This is a genomic window from Serratia sp. Ae19-1, from assembly GCF_059801225.1.
The window spans coordinates 235,592-250,583 of record NZ_JBCHWD010000004.1 but is presented as its reverse complement, the minus strand read 5'-3'; the positions used below and the strand labels follow the sequence as shown (position 1 = coordinate 250,583).

The following is a 14,992-nucleotide window of genomic DNA, read 5'->3' as shown; positions in this document are numbered from 1 at the left end:
AGGAGAATAGCATGTTTGGAAAAGCGGAAGACAAAGCCAATCAAGCCGCAGGCGCGGTAGAAGAGGCGTTCGGCAAAGCCGTCGATTCACCGGAGCATCAGGTGCGCGGCGCGGCGCGCAAATACGCCTCCCAGGCCAGCTATGCCGCCCGAGACGCAGCGGATAGCGTAAGAACCCAGGTGGAAGCTAACCCGCTGGCCGGCGTGGCCGTGGCGGCAGCGGTCGGCATCGTTTTCGGCTTCTTACTGGGGCGCAAATAAGCGGCGAATGCGCCGTTCGACAACGGGCCCGCTACGGGCCTTTTTTTCGCCCTTTCTTCACCTGTGCGCAAACTTTCATCTATCACAGCCATCGCTTAAAAAAACCAACGCCTTCAACTACGATTAGTTTGTGACCAGAGCAAGGCTCTGCGATCCGGCAGATAACCCTATGAGGATTATCACCATTATCCATGCTGTTTAAGCCGCTCTCCTTCACGCGGCTAAGAAAGGTTGATTATGGCTCGCACCACCCCTATCGAACGTTACCGCAATATCGGCATCTCCGCGCACATCGATGCCGGCAAGACCACCACCACCGAGCGGATTCTGTTTTACACCGGGGTCAGCCACAAGCTGGGTGAAGTGCATGACGGCGCGGCGACCATGGACTGGATGGCGCAGGAACAGGAACGCGGCATCACCATCACCTCGGCGGCCACGACCTGCTTCTGGAACGGCATGCAGCATAATTATCCGCAGCACCGCATCAATATCATCGACACCCCCGGGCACGTCGATTTCACCATTGAAGTGGAGCGCTCGATGCGCGTGCTGGACGGCGCCGTGATGGTTTACGACTCGGTGGGCGGCGTGCAGCCGCAGTCGGAAACCGTCTGGCGCCAGGCCAACAAATACAAAGTGCCGCGGCTGGCGTTCGTTAACAAGATGGACCGCATCGGCGCGGACTTTTTCCGCGTGCGCAAAATGATGATCGAGCGCCTGAAAGCCAACCCGGTGCCGATCGTTATCCCGATTGGCGCCGAAGATCACTTCAGCGGCGTGGTGGATTTGGTGCGGATGAAGGCCATTCTGTGGGACGAGGCCTCGCAGGGCATGAACTTCAGCTTCGAAGAGATCCCGGCCGACCTGCGCGACTCGGCGCAGGAATGGCGTGAAAACATGATTGAGGCCGCCGCCGAAGCTTCGGAAGAATTGATGGAGAAATACCTCAATCAGGTGCCGCTGAGTGAAGAGGAGATCGTTCACGGGCTGCGGGTGCGCACCGTCGCCGGTGAAATCCAGCCGATGCTGTGCGGCTCGGCGTTCCGCAACAAAGGGGTCCAGCGCATGCTGGACGCGGTGATCGAACTGATGCCCTCGCCGCTCGACGTGCCGCCGATGGAAGGCCACGGCGAACACGATGAAATCATCACCCGCAAAGCCGACGACAACGAGAAATTCTCGGCGTTGGCGTTCAAACTGATGACCGATCCGTTCGTCGGCCAGCTGACCTTCGTGCGCGTCTACTCTGGGGTGCTGGCCAAAGGCAGCAGCGTTTACAACCCGATCAAGGGCAAAAAGGAGCGTATCGGTCGCATCGTGCAGATGCACGCCAACGATCGTAAGGACATCGACGAACTGCACGCCGGCGACATCGCCGCCTGCGTCGGCCTGAAGGACGTCACCACCGGCGATACGCTGTGCGATCCCGGCGCCATCATCACGCTGGAGCGCATGACCTTCCCTGAACCGGTGATCGCCCAGGCGATCGAGCCGAAGACCAAGGGCGACCAGGAGAAAATGGGCATCGCGCTGCAACGCCTCTCTTCAGAGGATCCGTCGTTCCGTGTGCGCACCGATGAAGAGTCCGGCCAGACCATCATCTACGGCATGGGCGAGCTGCACCTGGAGATTATCGTCGATCGCATGCGCCGCGAATTCGGGGTGGAGACCACCACCGGCAAGCCGCAGGTGTCGTACCGCGAAACCATCCGCAAACGGGTGGCCGACGTGGAAGGCAAGTTCGTGCGCCAATCCGGCGGCAAGGGGCAATACGGCCACGTGGTGCTGACCGTCGAGCCGAACGAACCCGGCAAGGGCTTCGAGTTCTTCGATGAGATCAAGGGCGGCGTCATTCCGGGCGAGTTTATCCCGGCGGTGAAAAAAGGCGTGCTCGAGGCGCTGAACAACGGCGTGCTGGCCGGTTACCAGGTAGTGGACGTCAAGGTGCACCTGACCTTCGGTTCTTACCATGACGTCGACTCGTCGGAACAGGCGTTTCGCATGGCGGCGATCTTCGGTTTCAAGGAAGCCTGCCGCCTGGCAGATCCGGTGATCCTGGAACCCATCATGTCGGTGGAGGTGGAAACGCCGGAGGATTACGCCGGCAACGTGATGGGCGACCTCTCCTCACGCCGTGGGCTGGTGCAGGGCATGGAAGAGATCCCGGGCGGCGGCGGCAAGGAGATCCGCGCCAAGGTGCCGCTTTCCGAGATGTTCGGTTACTCGACCACCCTGCGTTCGATGTCGCAGGGCCGTGCCACCTACACCATGGAATTCAGCCACTACGCCGAAGCGCCGCGCAACGTGGCCGAAGAGATCATTCACCACAGCAAGCGTTAATCCTCACGCCCGCCTTCATGGCGGGCGTCACCCCTGCTTTTCCTCCAGCGCCACCACCATCGGCTGCGGTTTGATGCGCATGGCGTACACCACGCCGGCGATCAGGCAGACGATGCCGGCCAGCGTCAGCAGCGGCGGCCAGGTCTGGCGCAGCAGAAAGGTATAGGCCAACCCCGCCAAAATTTCGAACACGATGAGCGGCCCCACCAACACCGTCGGCAGCCGCTGGCTGGCTTCGTTCCAGCACAGCGCCCCCAGCCAGGAGCAGAACACGCCGATGATCAGCATCAGCGGAATAAACACCTCGGGGCGCGGGCCGAACGGCAAGGCGAACGCCGGTTCGCTCAGCGCCAGCTGGCCGCAGACCGCCAGATAGCCCAGCAGCGCCAGCGGCAACGTCGCCAGCCCCTGCGCCGTGGCCCAGGTGGCCGGCCGCTGCGTCGGATTCTCCCGCAGCCAGCGTGAATTCCGCAGCGGGAACCAGGTCCAGCACGCTACCGCCAGCAACGCCAGCCCGAGGCCGCTGAGATAACGCCAGCCGTCGATCGTTTGCGCGTTGCTGCTCAGCTCGGCGACGTTCACGCACGCCAACCCGCAGACGATCAACAGCAGCGCCGGCGCCAGTTTGCCCCAGGCCAGCCGCCCGTCATGCCGGCCGTAAAACAGGTTGGCGCAGATGGCGATCACCACCGGCAAAGTGCCGATGATCATGGTCGAGACCGGTGCGCCGGTGCGCTGAATGGCGCTGGCCAAACACAGGTAGTACAGCAGATTGCCGATGGCCGTCAGCTTGAGCGCCTCCAGCCAATCCTGGCGCCGCAGCTTGCGCAGGCGACGGCGATCGAACCAGGCCAGCGGCAAGGTGATCAGCCCAAAGGCCAGATAGCGCCCGGTAGACTGCAACGCGGCGGGATAATCCGGCACCAGCAGCGGGCCGACGAAAATCAGGCCCCACATCAGCCCGGCGGCCAGGGCAAATACAACGCCAATGAACATAATGACTCCGACAAACGGCCGGTGCGGCCAACCCGCCCGACAAGACAGCGGCAGAGTAGCGAGAACGCGGGGAGGAATGATTGTAGCAGGTTGCTGTTTTAGCCCAATTTCACCTGTTTCTGGAAGCGCACCGGCGTGACGCCGTAACGGTTAGCGAACGCGCGCGTCAGATGTGCCTGATCGGTCAACCCCGCCGCCGCCGCCACCTGAGCGGCGGGCATGCCGCGCTCCAGCATGCGTTTGGCCTGCGACAGCCGGATCGCCATCAGCATCTGCTGCGGCGAGACGTGATATTCGGCCTTGAACTTGCGCTGGAAATGGTAGGGGCTGAGCGAGACCAGATCGGCCAGTTGGTGGAGGGTTACGGCCTCGGCGTAATTATCGTGCAGGTAGCTTTTCACCACATCGAACCGGTGCGCCGCCTCGGCTTTGTGTCGTTGCCCGGTGCGGATATGCGGTTGCAGCAACTCGACCACCTCCAGCAGCAGGCCGTCGAGCGTAAGCAGATCCTCGGTTTGCCACAGCGCGGCGAGAATGACCGACAGACGCTGCGCCGCCCGCGGATCGTGGCGCACCGCATCGGTAAACCACTGGCTCCGATCGCCGGACAGCTGCTCCAGCGCCTCGGGCGCCAGATAGAGCATGCGGTAACACCAACCGCCCGGCGTTTCGGCTTCGCCGGTGTGCAGCTCGTCCGGGTTCATCAGCACCAAAGCCCCAGGCGCCGCCAAATGCTGCGCGCCGCGATAGCGGAAACGCTCGGCTCCGGTATCCACGGTGCCGATGGCGAAGGCGTCATGGGTATGCGGCTCGAAGGCATAGCGCTCAATGTGCGCCTGATAGAGTTCGACGCCGGGCAGATGCGACAAATGCCGAAACTGCGCGCAATCCTTCTCGAACGGAAACTGTTGTGGAACCCCTTGCACCCGACCTCCTCGTCCGTGTTGACAATCTGCTCAGCATAGCCAAAACATCGCCGATTGAGTAGCTGCCCTGGTCCTTTCGTGCCCCTTGCCTGGACGATCGCCGCCATTCGGCGTAGGGTTAAAGGTCCCTGTCCCATTCAGGCGTGCCGCATCGCGAAGCTCATCGGCCCCTGACACTCCGCAAACAAGAGGCAACAATGTATCCGGATACTCAACTGTATATCGACGGACAATGGCGCAACGCGCTGGCCGGGAAAACCTTGCCGGTCACCAACCCCGCCACCGACGAGGTCATCGGTCAAGTGGCGCACGCCGCCACAGCGGATCTCGATCTGGCGCTGGCCGCCACCGAGCGCGGATTTAACCTTTGGCGCGACACCGCCGCGCACCAGCGCGCCAACCTGATGCGCAAAGCCGCTGCGCTGCTGCGCGAACGCGCCAACGCCATCGCCGCCATCATGACGCAGGAACAGGGCAAACCGGTGGCGCAGGCCAAAATTGAAATTCTCAACGCCGCCGATGTCATCGACTGGTTCGCCGGCGAAGCCACCCGCACCTACGGGCAGATCATTCCGTCCCGCGCCCGCGACGTGCAGCAGCAAACCCTCAAGCTGCCGGTCGGCCCGGTGGCCGCCTTCACGCCGTGGAACTTCCCGATCAACCAGATCGTGCGCAAGCTGTCCGCCGCGCTGGCGGCGGGTTGTTCCATCATCGTCAAAGGCCCGGAAGAAACCCCGGCCTCCCCGGCTGAGCTGATTAAAGCCTTCGCCGACGCCGGTATTCCTGCCGGGGTGATCGCGCTGGTGTACGGCACCCCGGCGGAAATCTCGGAATACCTGATCCCGCATCCGACCATTCGCAAGATTTCCTTCACCGGCTCCACCCGCGTGGGCAAACATCTGGCGGCGTTGGCCGGCCAGCATATGAAAAAGGCCACCATGGAACTGGGCGGTCATGCGCCGGTGCTGGTCTTCGACGACGCCGATCTCGACGCGGCGGCCAAAGAGCTGGCGCAGTCGAAGTTCCGCAACGCCGGCCAGGTCTGCATCGCCCCGACCCGTTTCCTGATCCAGCAAGGCATTTATGAGGCCTTCGTGGAGAAATTCACCGCCGCAGTGCGTGAACTCAAACTCGGCAACGGGCTGGAAGACGGCGTAACGATGGGACCGATGGTGCTGGGCCGCAGCGTCGACAATATCGAAGCGCTGGTGCAGGACGCCATCGCCCACGGAGCGAAAGCTTGCACCGGCGGCAAGCGCGTGGCGGGCAAAGGCAACTTCTTCGAGCCGACGGTGCTGCGCGACGTGCCGCTGAGCGCGCGGGCCATGTCGGAAGAGCCGTTTGGCCCGGTCGCCCTGCTGCGTCCGTTCGCCACCTATGAAGAGGCGATCGCCGAAGCCAACCGCCTGCCGTACGGGCTGGCCGCCTACGCTTACAGCCGCAACATCGCCACCGTCAATGCGCTGGGGCGCGACGTGGAGAGCGGCATGCTGAGCATCAACCACATCGGTTTCGGCCTGCCGGAAACGCCGTTTGGCGGCGTGAAAGACTCCGGCCACGGCACTGAAGGCGGCAGCGAAGCGATCGAGTCCTACCTGGAAACCCGCTTCGTCACCGTCGCCGGCCGTTAATCGCGTGTCTGATGAATAGCCAAAAGCCCCGCAATGCGGGGCTTTTTTTTACTCGCAAGCCAGCTCGAACAGCCGTCGTGCCGCAGGGGTCAGCCCCAGCATGTGAATGCAGGCATGCACCAGGCCCGGCAATCGTTCGCAGCGTACCGGCACGCCTGCCTCGCGCAGCCGCTGCGCATACTGCTCGGCCTCATCGCGCAGCGGATCATATTCGCAGCTCAGGATGGTGGCCGGCGGCAACCCGCACAGCGTGGCGGCATGCAGCGGTTCGCCGTAGGGTTCGCGTCGCTGGGCCAGATACTGCTGCCAACAAAATACCATCGCGTCGCGCGTCAGAAAGTGCCCCTCGGCGAACTCACGATAGCTGGTCGTCGCCATCTCGCGGCTGAGCGCCGGATACAGCAGCAGCTGACGTTCAATGTGCGGGCCGCCACGATCCCGCGCCAGCTGCGCAACCGCTGCCGCCAGATTGCCCCCGGCGCTGTCACCGCCCACCGCCAGGCGCTCAGCGTCAATCCCTAACTGCGGCGCCTGTTGCGCAGCCCAACAGAGCGCCTGATAGACATCTTCCAGCGGCTGCGGAAAAGGAAACTCCGGCGCCAGCCGATAATCGACCGACAGGATCACCCGGCCGGTGGCGTTAGCCAGCGCCTGGCAGGGCCGATCGTACAGCGCCAGCGAACCGAGGCACCAGCCGCCGCCGTGGGCGAACAGCATCGCCGGCTGCGCAGCGGCGTGCCTTTCCCCGGCAGGAAAATAAGCGCGCAGCGCAATCCGATGTCCGTCGGTGGCAACCAGCGTAAAATCCCTGACCCCGCCACTCGGTTCCGCCTCGCCCTGTAGCTGACGCAAACCGGTTTCCGTGGCCGCGCGCATTTCCGCCAGCGAAGCGGGTGGCGGTGCGTCTGCCGATGCCGTCAAAAAGGCGGCGATGCGTTCATCAAGCGGCATGCTGTTCTCCCGCCAGGAACGGCGTAATCAGTGCGATAAACGCCTCATGACACTCCTCGGTGATGAAATGGCCGCAGCCGGCGACCGTTTCACCCCGCAGATCGCACGCATTGCCCTGCAACGTCGTCAACGGCGCGTCACCGGTGGCGTGCTCCGCCCCCACGATCAGCACCGGCATCGCCAAGGGCGTGGCGGCGCGCAGTCGGTTCTGGCGAACGGTCTCCGGGATCGCGCGATAATAATCGAATCCGGCGCGCAATCCGCCCGGCGCCGAATAGGCGGCGATATACACCTCCGCCGCCACCCGATCGCGCCGGTAGGACCAGCGGTTGAAGATATAACCGAGATACTCCCGTTCACGCCCCTGGGTCAGGGTCTCCGGCAAATCCGCCAGCTGGTTGAACATGAAATGCCACAGGAAGATGTTCTCCTCCGGCGCAACGAAAATCGGCGGCGGTGGCGCCAGGCCAGGGATTACCGCCTCCGTCAGCACCAGGCGCTCCACCGCCTGCGGGAAATCGCTCGCCATGGCATAACCGACCCACATGCCGATGTCGTGGCCGACCAGTTGGTAGCGTTCATGGCCCAGTTGCGCCATCATCGCGTGCAACGCCGCGCCGACGCTGCCGGTGTCATAGCCGCCGACGGGCCTGTCCGAATCGCCGATGCCCGGCGGATCGACGGCGATCGCCTGAAAACCGGCCGCTGCCAGGGCACGCATCACATGGCGCCAGGTGTACCAGGTTTGCGGCCAGCCGGGGATCAGCAGCACCGGCCGCCCTTCACCGGCTATCACGCAGTGGATACGTTGGCCATTGACCTGGGTATAGACGTGTTCCGCCCCGAGATCCTGCAACAGGATCTCGTTTTCTTGTTGTTTCATGGGGTGACTCCCTGAAGAGTTAGGCTCAGCGAATGCCGAGCAAGGCATTGATCTGCTGTGGGTTGACCGGCGCACCGGCGAAGTCATCGAACACTTTGTCGGTGACATGGATGATGCGATCGCGAATGAAGGCCGCGCCTTCGCGCGCGCCGTCCTGCGGGTTTTTCAGGCAGCACTCCCACTCCAGTGTCGCCCACCCCTGATAGCCGTACTGCGTCAGCCGGGAAAATATGCCGTTGAAATCGACCTGGCCGTCGCCCAGCGAGCGGAAGCGGCCGGCGCGATCGGTCCAGGATTGATAGCCGCCGTAAATGCCCTGCCGACCGGTCGGATTGAACTCGGCGTCCTTGACGTGGAACATGCCGATAACGTCCTTATAAATATCGATAAACTCCAGATAGTTCAGCTGTTGCAACACCATGTGGCTCGGATCGAACAGCACCCGGCAACGTGGGTGGTGGCCGACGCGTTCCAGAAACATCTCGTAGGTCACGCCGTCATGCAGATCTTCACTCGGGTGAATTTCGTAGCACAGGTTGATGCCCTGCTCGTCGCAGGCGTTGAGCACCGGCAGCCAGCGTTTGGCCAGCTCGCCGAACGCGGTGTCGATCAGCCCGGCCGGGCGCTGCGGGAACGGGAACAGATAGGGCCAGGCCAGCGAACCGGAAAAAGTGCCCAGTTCAGTGAGCCCGAGCCGCGCCGAGGCTTTTACCGCCAACAGCATTTGCTGCCGCGCCCACTCGCTGCGCGCGTTGGCATCGCCGTGCAACGCCGGCGGCGCGAAGCTGTCGCACAGCGCATCGTAAGCCGGGTGCACCGCCATCAGTTGACCGAAAATATGGCTGGTCAGTTCGCTGACCACCAACCCATGCTCCGCCAACATGCCGGTCAGATCGTCGCAGTAGGTTTGGCTTTGCGCAGCGGTGGCCACGTCGAATAAACGCCGATCCCAGGCCGGGATCTGCAACGCGCTAAAACCGGTCTGCGCCGCCCACTCGGCAATGGCGGGCAGGCTGTTGAACGGCGCCGCGTCATCGCTGAATTGCGCGAGATGCAGGCTTGGACCTTTGAGGGTTTTCATCGTAAACTCCTATTGGTTGTCGATTGACAAACAATAGGAGCAAAACGTGGCGACCGCAAGCGAAATTTATAAAGGCATTGGTATTCCCGCCGATTTAAGCGATCCTATGTCGCTGAATGGCAGGTAAATTGGAGCAGCGAATGGCAGGCAGACCGCGCGAGTTCGATCGCGAACAGGCACTCTTGAAGGCGCGAAACTTATTCTGGCGGCAGGGTTACGAAGGCACCTCGATGTCGGATCTGGTGGCGGAGCTGGGCATTGCTTCCGCCCGCATCTACAAAGCGTTTGGTTCCAAAGAGCAGCTGTTCCGCGAGGCGATCGCCAGTTACGAAACTGCAGAAGGCGGCTTTGCCGATCGCGCCTTCGCGCAGGAAAGCGGCATTCGGCCGGCGATCAAACGCCTGCTGGAAGATGCCGTGCGGCTCTATAGCCGGCCGGATCTGCCGCAGGGCTGCATGGTGGTCTCCTCCGCCGCCAGCGTCAGCGCAGAAAACGACGGGCTAAAAGTCTGGCTGGCAGAGCACCGGCTGCAGCGCACGCAGCAAATCGTCGAACGGCTGCGCCAGGCGGTGCAAACCGGCGAACTGCCGGCCGACACCGACGCCGATAGCCTGGGGGACTATTTCGCCGTCTTCCTTCACGGCTTGTCGATTCAAGCCCGTGACGGCGTCACGCAAGCACGATTATTGGCCGCGGTCGCGGTGGCGCTCACGGCGTTGGGCGGCGCTTAATCCTCCGGCAGGTCGACAATCACCAGCGTGCCTGCGCTGCCCGGCAACACGCGGTGCGGCACGCCGGCCGCGGCCTGATACAGCTGGCCGGCCCGCACCACCACCTCTTCCCCCGCCACCTGCAGCCGCAGGTGGCCGCTGATCACCAGCAATCCTTCGCTGTAATCATGCACTTCATCCTCAATGCTGCGCGCATCCATACGCAGCACTTTGATATTGGCCGCACCGACGCGGCCCAACACGCTGGAACGCCAGGCCTCGGGCAGTTCGGCGGCCTGCAGATTTAAATCGAACAGCATCGGAATCCTCCGGGTGCATGAAAAAACGCACTCTAGCCCGATCCCGCCCCGCAGGGAAAGACGCTTTGGTTGCAGATTATGACCGTTGGTTCTGAGGCGAAACGCGCCAGACGGACGCTTACGGCAGCAGCGTCGCCGCTTCACGATCGGCGATAATCAGCAGGTCCGGATGCAACATCAAAACGCTGGCAGGCACCTCGGCCTCCACCGGCCCGCAGATAATGCGCCGCAAGATGCCCGCTTTGTGTGAACCGTTGACGAGCAGCACCAGCTTTTTCGCGGCCATCACGCTCGCCGGCCCCAGGGTCACGTAATGATCGGGCAACCATTCAGCGCGGCCGCCGACTTCTTTCAGCAAGATTTCGGCCAGGTCCGGCCTGGCGGAAACCGGCACCCGACAGGCGCCGTCTTCAAAGGCGGTGGTGCCCGGCAAATTGCCGCAGTAGTGGCCGTCTGCGCCGACGCCCATCACGATCGCGTCCAGCCCGCCATCCTCGGCGATACGTCGATCGTGCTGGAGGTAGTTGTCCGAATTCAAGACGTGCAGTTGCCGCTCGGGGATCGCCGCCGGGCCGAAGAACAGGCGATGGAGATTCTCCATGGTGACGCCGTAGCCCGACCGACCGGCGTAAGGAATTTCATCGAAATTATAGTAATGCGCATTGGCGAACTCCGCGTGGCCCTTGACGCGCGGGGCCAACAGCTCATACATCCGTTTGGGCGTCGAACCGGCGGTGATAGCCAGATTGACGCGCTGCGGACGCATCATATAACTCAACAGCAGGCCGGCGGCAAGCTCACTCATTTCCTGATAATCATTAGCGACGACAAGTTTCATTCCCTGCTCCTTTTTCCAAAAAAAAAACCTAACCGCCCTCCCGTTCTATTCGATGCCGGGGAGCCGTTAGGTTTTGCCTGATCGGGTCAGTAACAATCCGTTTGTTGTCAGGTTATGGCGGCCAGAAATGAAATGCAATCCGCGTTGTGTGATGCACGCCGCAATTGCAGCGATGCCTTTTCGCGCCCTACACCGGCACCCGGCGGCTGATCTCCACCACCTGATCGCTGGGCAGGTAGTAATAGTCCGTGACGTGCATGCCGTTGCGCACCATCAGCGCGAACAGATTGCGCTGCCAGGACGGTAGCCGGTCATCCGCCTCGCGGCGCACCACGGTTTCATGGCCGAGATAGTAGGTCGCTTCGTCGAAGTTCAGGCCGCATTTCTGCGCCTCGACGTGCTGCAAGAGTTGCGGAATGTTCGGCCGCTCCATAAAGCCATAGCTGGCCACGCCGCACCAAAAGCCCGGTGCCAGCTCACGCATCACCAGGCGTTCGGCATTCGCTACCCGCGGCTCGTTGACGATGGCGATGGTCAGCGCCAGCACGTTGGCGTGCAGCGAACCGTTGCGCTTGACCTGCCATTTCATTACCGGCGGCGTGCCCTGCAGGCTGCGGGTCAGGAATACCGCTGTACCCGGCACGCGCGGTACGGATTCACGGCGGATTTTCGCCAGGAAATCCTCTATCGGTACCATCGTTTCGCCCAGAGTGCGCGCAGCCGCCAACACCCCGCGATGCCAGATCAGCATCACGGTATAGACCGCGGCCGCCAACAGCAGTGGGATATAACCGCCCTGCAGCACCTTGGTCAGGTTGGCCGTCAGGAAACTCAGATCGACCACGAAGAAACACCCCGCGACCAACAGGCTGGAGAGCAGCCCCCAGCGCCACACCTCGCGCATGGCGACGAACAGCAAGCCGGTGGTCATGATCATGGTCAGCGAGACGGCGATGCCGTAGGCGGCGGCCAGATTGTCCGACGATTTGAAGAACACCGTCAGGAACAGCGTCACCACCATCAGCAGCCAGTTGATGGCGCCGATGTAGATTTGCCCGTAGCTCTCCTCGGTAGTTTGCTTAACCCGCAGCCGCGGCAACCAACCCAGTTGGATCGCCTGTCGGGTCATGGAAAATGCGCCGCTGATGATCGCCTGGCTGGCGATGATCGTCGCCAGGGTGGCCAGGATCACCAGCGGGATCAGCAGCGCCGGAGGGCATAAACGGAAGAAGATGTTTTGCGTGACGTCGGCGCCGCTCAGGATCAGCGCGGCCTGTCCGGCGTAGTTGAGCAACAGACTGGGAAAAACGATGCCGAACCAGGCCAGCCAAATCGGCCGTTTGCCGAAATGCCCCATGTCGGCGTACAACGCCTCGGCGCCGGTGACGCACAGAAACACGCCGCCCAGCACCAGGAAACTGGTCAGCCCGTTGGAGAACAAAAAATGAATGCCGTACAGCGGATTCAGCGCCAACAGTACCGCCGGGTGTTGAACAATGCCCCACACGCCCAGCGCCGCGATCGACAGGAACCACAGCGCCATGATCGGCCCGAACACGCGGCCGATGCGCGCGGTGCCCAGCGGCTGAATGGCGAACAGGCTGAGTAAAATCACCACCGCCGCCGGCAGAATATAGGGCTGCGACGCCGGCAGCACGATGTTCAGCCCCTCGAGGGCGGAGAGCACCGAGATGGCCGGCGTGATGGCGCCGTCGCCGTAAATCAGCGCCGCGCCGAACAGGCCGGCGAACAACACCAGCGGCCGGGACTTCTGCTTGCTGACCAGCAGCGACATCAGCGCCATGATGCCGCCCTCACCGCGGTTGCCAATGCGCATGGCGAACATGGCGTATTTGAGCGAGGTGACGATCACCAGCGTCCAGAAAATCAGCGACAGCAGGCCGAGGATCACCGGCGCCGAAGGCGCATCGCCGGAGAGAAACAGCACGGTTTTCAAGGTGTACAGCGGGCTGGTGCCGATATCGCCGAACACCACGCCCAATGCGCCCAACGCCAATGGCGCCATCCCGCTCTTGTTCGCCCCTTCCGTATCATTGCCGACAGACATCTGCTCGCTCCTTAGCGTTGCGCCGAGAGTTAAAATTATTGTCACTTTATTACCGTCGTGCCACTCGCTCAGCAGGATAAGCATAACCTAACCGTCATCTTCACGGGTTACAGTATCGCGCGTTTGCGGCGCAGAAACCGCCGCCGGTGAGCAACGGTTGAGAAACGCCGCCGCAGGATGGTCTATAGTGCTTATGCGATTGTCACTTTCTTGTTTGCGCGCGCCGTGGGAGAAGTGAAATGAACGTCCGGCTCAACACTCATGTTTCCGCCCGGCGCCTGCTGCCCAACGGCTGGGACGTCATCGCCTTTCCGCTGATCATCGGCCTGATCGCCATGATGGCTATCGGCCTGCACCAAACCCTGCAACCGCTCGCGACGCTGAAAACGCAGGCGGTATCGCTCGATCCCGCCAACCTGCCGGAATACGCCCTGCGCACCACGCTGCGCATGCTGGTGGCGATGGTGGCTGCGTTGGCGTTCTCGCTGGTCTACGGCACTCTGGCGGCCAAGAGCCGGCGCGCCGAGAAAGTGCTGGTGCCGATCCTCGATATTCTGCAGTCGGTGCCGGTGCTCGGCTACATCTCCTTCACCGTGACCTTCTTCATCGCCCTGTTCCCTGGCCGAGTGCTGGGGGTCGAGTTGGCGGCAATGTTCGCCATCTTCACCAGCCAGGCGTGGAACATGACCTTCAGCTTCTATCAGTCGCTGCGGACCGTGCCGCGCGATTTGCAAGAAGTGGCGCGCGGTTTCCATCTCAGCCCGTGGCAACGCTTCTGGAAGCTGGACGCGCCGTTCGCCATGCCGGGCCTTATCTGGAACATGATGATGTCGATGTCCGGCGGCTGGTTCTTTATCGTGGCGTCGGAAGCGATCACCGTCGGTAACAACACCTTTACCTTGCCGGGTATCGGCGCCTATCTCGCGCAGGCGATCCTCAGCAAGGATCTGCACGCCATCGGCTGGGTGTTGTTCACCATGACGGGGGTGATCCTGGCCTACGACCAACTGCTGTTCCGGCCATTGGTGGCATGGGCGGATAAATTCCGCATGGAAACGACCCGCTCGGCGAGCGCCCCGACCTCCTGGCTGTTGAATCTGATGCGCCGCACGCGCCTGATCCATCTGCTGCTGACGCCCCTGGGCGCGTTGCTGGCTAAAACCGCGCGCCTGAAACTGAGCCTGCCCGCCCGCTCGCCGCGCCGCACCGACCCCGTCAAACGCCAACGGCGCTCGCGCGTTATCGACCGCTGCTGGAGCGCCGTCGTGATCCTGGCGACGCTTGCTGTGGCCTGGCGCGTCATTCTGTATGTGCAGACCGGCGTGACGCTCAATGACGTGGGCCAGGTGATGGTGCTGGGGTTGATCACGCTGCTGCGCGTGACCGTGCTGATCGCCCTGTCATCGCTGATCTGGGTGCCGCTCGGCGTGCTGATCGGCCTGCGCCCGGCGTTGGCCGGGAAAATCCAGCCGATAGCCCAGTTTCTGGCTGCGTTTCCGGCCAACCTGCTGTTCCCGGTATTCGTCATCACCATCGTACATTTCCAACTGAATCCCGATATCTGGCTGTCGCCGCTGATCGTGCTCGGCACCCAGTGGTACATCCTGTTCAACGTGGTGGCGGGCGCCAGCGCACTGCCCAACGACTATCGCGAAGCCGCCGCCAACTTCCATATTCGCGGTTGGCAATGGTGGCGCCAGGTGATGCTGCCAGGTATTTTCCCCTATTACGTCACCGGCGCCATCACCGCCTCAGGCGGCGCCTGGAACGCCAGCATCGTGGCCGAGCTCGTGCAATGGGGCAGCACCCAGGTGAAAGCACACGGGCTGGGCGCTTACATCGCCGAAACCACCACCGCCGGCGATTTCCCCAAGATTATTTTAGGCATCGCCGTGATGTCGTTGTTCGTCACGCTGTTCAACCGCTTGCTGTGGCGCCCGCTTTACGCCTATGCAGAATCCCGCTTCCGCATCGATTAAGGAGCC

General features: G+C 62.5%; 13 protein-coding genes. 5 read left to right on the top strand and 8 right to left on the bottom strand.

Features of this window, described 5'->3' with window-relative positions; translation table 11 throughout:
- The first annotated feature begins 11 nt into the window (after window positions 1–11).
- Both AAIE04_RS13905 and fusA read left to right on the top strand, forming a co-directional pair.
- Window positions 12–260 carry a glycine zipper domain-containing protein gene (locus AAIE04_RS13905; protein ID WP_019455433.1) on the top strand — a complete coding sequence of 83 codons (249 nt, stop codon included), beginning with the start codon at window positions 12–14 and terminating at the stop codon, window positions 258–260.
- A 237-nt stretch (window positions 261–497) separates the two neighbouring features.
- Window positions 498–2,603: an elongation factor G gene (gene fusA, locus AAIE04_RS13900; RefSeq protein WP_019455434.1), complete on the top strand. Its 2,106-nt coding sequence runs from the start codon at window positions 498–500 to the stop codon at window positions 2,601–2,603.
- Between the two features lie 27 nt (window positions 2,604–2,630).
- Here fusA and AAIE04_RS13895 read toward each other — a convergent pair whose 3' ends face one another.
- Together AAIE04_RS13895 and AAIE04_RS13890 are read right to left on the bottom strand one after the other, a co-directional pair.
- On the bottom strand, window positions 2,631–3,599 hold the full coding sequence (locus AAIE04_RS13895) for a DMT family transporter (protein ID WP_019455435.1): 969 nt from the start codon (window positions 3,597–3,599) through the stop codon (window positions 2,631–2,633).
- 98 nt (window positions 3,600–3,697) lie between these two features.
- A complete protein-coding gene (locus AAIE04_RS13890; protein ID WP_498577145.1) occupies window positions 3,698–4,525 on the bottom strand; it encodes an AraC family transcriptional regulator in 828 nt (275 codons plus the stop codon).
- Between the two features lie 197 nt (window positions 4,526–4,722).
- Between AAIE04_RS13890 and AAIE04_RS13885 the strand changes: the two genes are divergently transcribed.
- Window positions 4,723–6,156, top strand: coding sequence for an NAD-dependent succinate-semialdehyde dehydrogenase (locus AAIE04_RS13885; protein WP_498577144.1), 1,434 nt, complete (start codon window positions 4,723–4,725; stop codon window positions 6,154–6,156).
- 48 nt (window positions 6,157–6,204) lie between these two features.
- Here the strand turns inward: AAIE04_RS13885 and AAIE04_RS13880 are convergent, their stop codons facing one another.
- Genes AAIE04_RS13880 through AAIE04_RS13870 form a run of 3 tightly spaced genes read right to left on the bottom strand, consistent with a single transcriptional unit; the run spans window position 6,205 to window position 9,071 of the window.
- Window positions 6,205–7,107 carry an alpha/beta hydrolase gene (locus AAIE04_RS13880; protein ID WP_198635978.1) on the bottom strand — a complete coding sequence of 301 codons (903 nt, stop codon included), beginning with the start codon at window positions 7,105–7,107 and terminating at the stop codon, window positions 6,205–6,207.
- On the bottom strand, window positions 7,097–7,990 hold the full coding sequence (locus AAIE04_RS13875) for an alpha/beta fold hydrolase (RefSeq protein ID WP_498577143.1): 894 nt from the start codon (window positions 7,988–7,990) through the stop codon (window positions 7,097–7,099). The genes AAIE04_RS13880 and AAIE04_RS13875 overlap by 11 nt, the downstream gene beginning before the upstream one ends.
- A 25-nt stretch (window positions 7,991–8,015) precedes the next feature.
- The gene (locus AAIE04_RS13870; protein WP_063919517.1) at window positions 8,016–9,071 is read right to left on the bottom strand and encodes a sugar phosphate isomerase/epimerase family protein; all 1,056 of its coding nucleotides are present in this window, start codon (window positions 9,069–9,071) and stop codon (window positions 8,016–8,018) included.
- Window positions 9,072–9,211: 140 nt separating this feature from the next.
- Here AAIE04_RS13870 and AAIE04_RS13865 point away from each other — a divergent pair, with 140 nt between their 5' ends.
- The gene (locus AAIE04_RS13865; protein WP_498577142.1) at window positions 9,212–9,802 is read left to right on the top strand and encodes a TetR/AcrR family transcriptional regulator; all 591 of its coding nucleotides are present in this window, start codon (window positions 9,212–9,214) and stop codon (window positions 9,800–9,802) included.
- On the opposite strand, the gene AAIE04_RS13860 is transcribed toward AAIE04_RS13865, so the two are convergent.
- From AAIE04_RS13860 to AAIE04_RS13850, 3 genes are all read right to left on the bottom strand, one after another.
- Window positions 9,799–10,101 (bottom strand): cupin domain-containing protein, encoded by a 303-nt coding sequence (locus tag AAIE04_RS13860; protein WP_019455442.1) that lies wholly within the window; start codon window positions 10,099–10,101, stop codon window positions 9,799–9,801. The genes AAIE04_RS13865 and AAIE04_RS13860 overlap by 4 nt on opposite strands.
- A gap of 118 nt (window positions 10,102–10,219) precedes the next feature.
- Window positions 10,220–10,939 carry a glucosamine-6-phosphate deaminase gene (locus tag AAIE04_RS13855; RefSeq protein WP_019455443.1) on the bottom strand — a complete coding sequence of 240 codons (720 nt, stop codon included), beginning with the start codon at window positions 10,937–10,939 and terminating at the stop codon, window positions 10,220–10,222.
- 187 nt (window positions 10,940–11,126) lie between these two features.
- A complete protein-coding gene (locus AAIE04_RS13850; protein ID WP_019455444.1) occupies window positions 11,127–13,007 on the bottom strand; it encodes a potassium transporter Kup in 1,881 nt (626 codons plus the stop codon).
- 239 nt (window positions 13,008–13,246) lie between these two features.
- Here AAIE04_RS13850 and AAIE04_RS13845 point away from each other — a divergent pair, with 239 nt between their 5' ends.
- Window positions 13,247–14,986, top strand: coding sequence for an ABC transporter permease (locus tag AAIE04_RS13845; RefSeq protein ID WP_019455445.1), 1,740 nt, complete (start codon window positions 13,247–13,249; stop codon window positions 14,984–14,986).
- Window positions 14,987–14,992: the final 6 nt, after the last annotated feature.

Excerpts from the sequence above, each read along its gene's own strand:
- AAIE04_RS13905 (WP_019455433.1), top strand. The coding sequence starts at position 12 with ATGTTTGGAAAAGCGGAAGACAAAGCCAATCAAGCCGCAGGCGCGGTA.
- fusA (WP_019455434.1), top strand. The coding sequence starts at position 498 with ATGGCTCGCACCACCCCTATCGAACGTTACCGCAATATCGGCATCTCC.
- AAIE04_RS13895 (WP_019455435.1), bottom strand. The coding sequence starts at position 3,599 with ATGTTCATTGGCGTTGTATTTGCCCTGGCCGCCGGGCTGATGTGGGGC.
- AAIE04_RS13885 (WP_498577144.1), top strand. The coding sequence starts at position 4,723 with ATGTATCCGGATACTCAACTGTATATCGACGGACAATGGCGCAACGCG.
- AAIE04_RS13880 (WP_198635978.1), bottom strand. The coding sequence starts at position 7,107 with ATGCCGCTTGATGAACGCATCGCCGCCTTTTTGACGGCATCGGCAGAC.
- AAIE04_RS13875 (WP_498577143.1), bottom strand. The coding sequence starts at position 7,990 with ATGAAACAACAAGAAAACGAGATCCTGTTGCAGGATCTCGGGGCGGAA.
- AAIE04_RS13870 (WP_063919517.1), bottom strand. The coding sequence starts at position 9,071 with ATGAAAACCCTCAAAGGTCCAAGCCTGCATCTCGCGCAATTCAGCGAT.
- AAIE04_RS13865 (WP_498577142.1), top strand. The coding sequence starts at position 9,212 with ATGGCAGGCAGACCGCGCGAGTTCGATCGCGAACAGGCACTCTTGAAG.
- AAIE04_RS13860 (WP_019455442.1), bottom strand. The coding sequence starts at position 10,101 with ATGCTGTTCGATTTAAATCTGCAGGCCGCCGAACTGCCCGAGGCCTGG.
- AAIE04_RS13855 (WP_019455443.1), bottom strand. The coding sequence starts at position 10,939 with ATGAAACTTGTCGTCGCTAATGATTATCAGGAAATGAGTGAGCTTGCC.
- AAIE04_RS13850 (WP_019455444.1), bottom strand. The coding sequence starts at position 13,007 with ATGTCTGTCGGCAATGATACGGAAGGGGCGAACAAGAGCGGGATGGCG.
- AAIE04_RS13845 (WP_019455445.1), top strand. The coding sequence starts at position 13,247 with ATGAACGTCCGGCTCAACACTCATGTTTCCGCCCGGCGCCTGCTGCCC.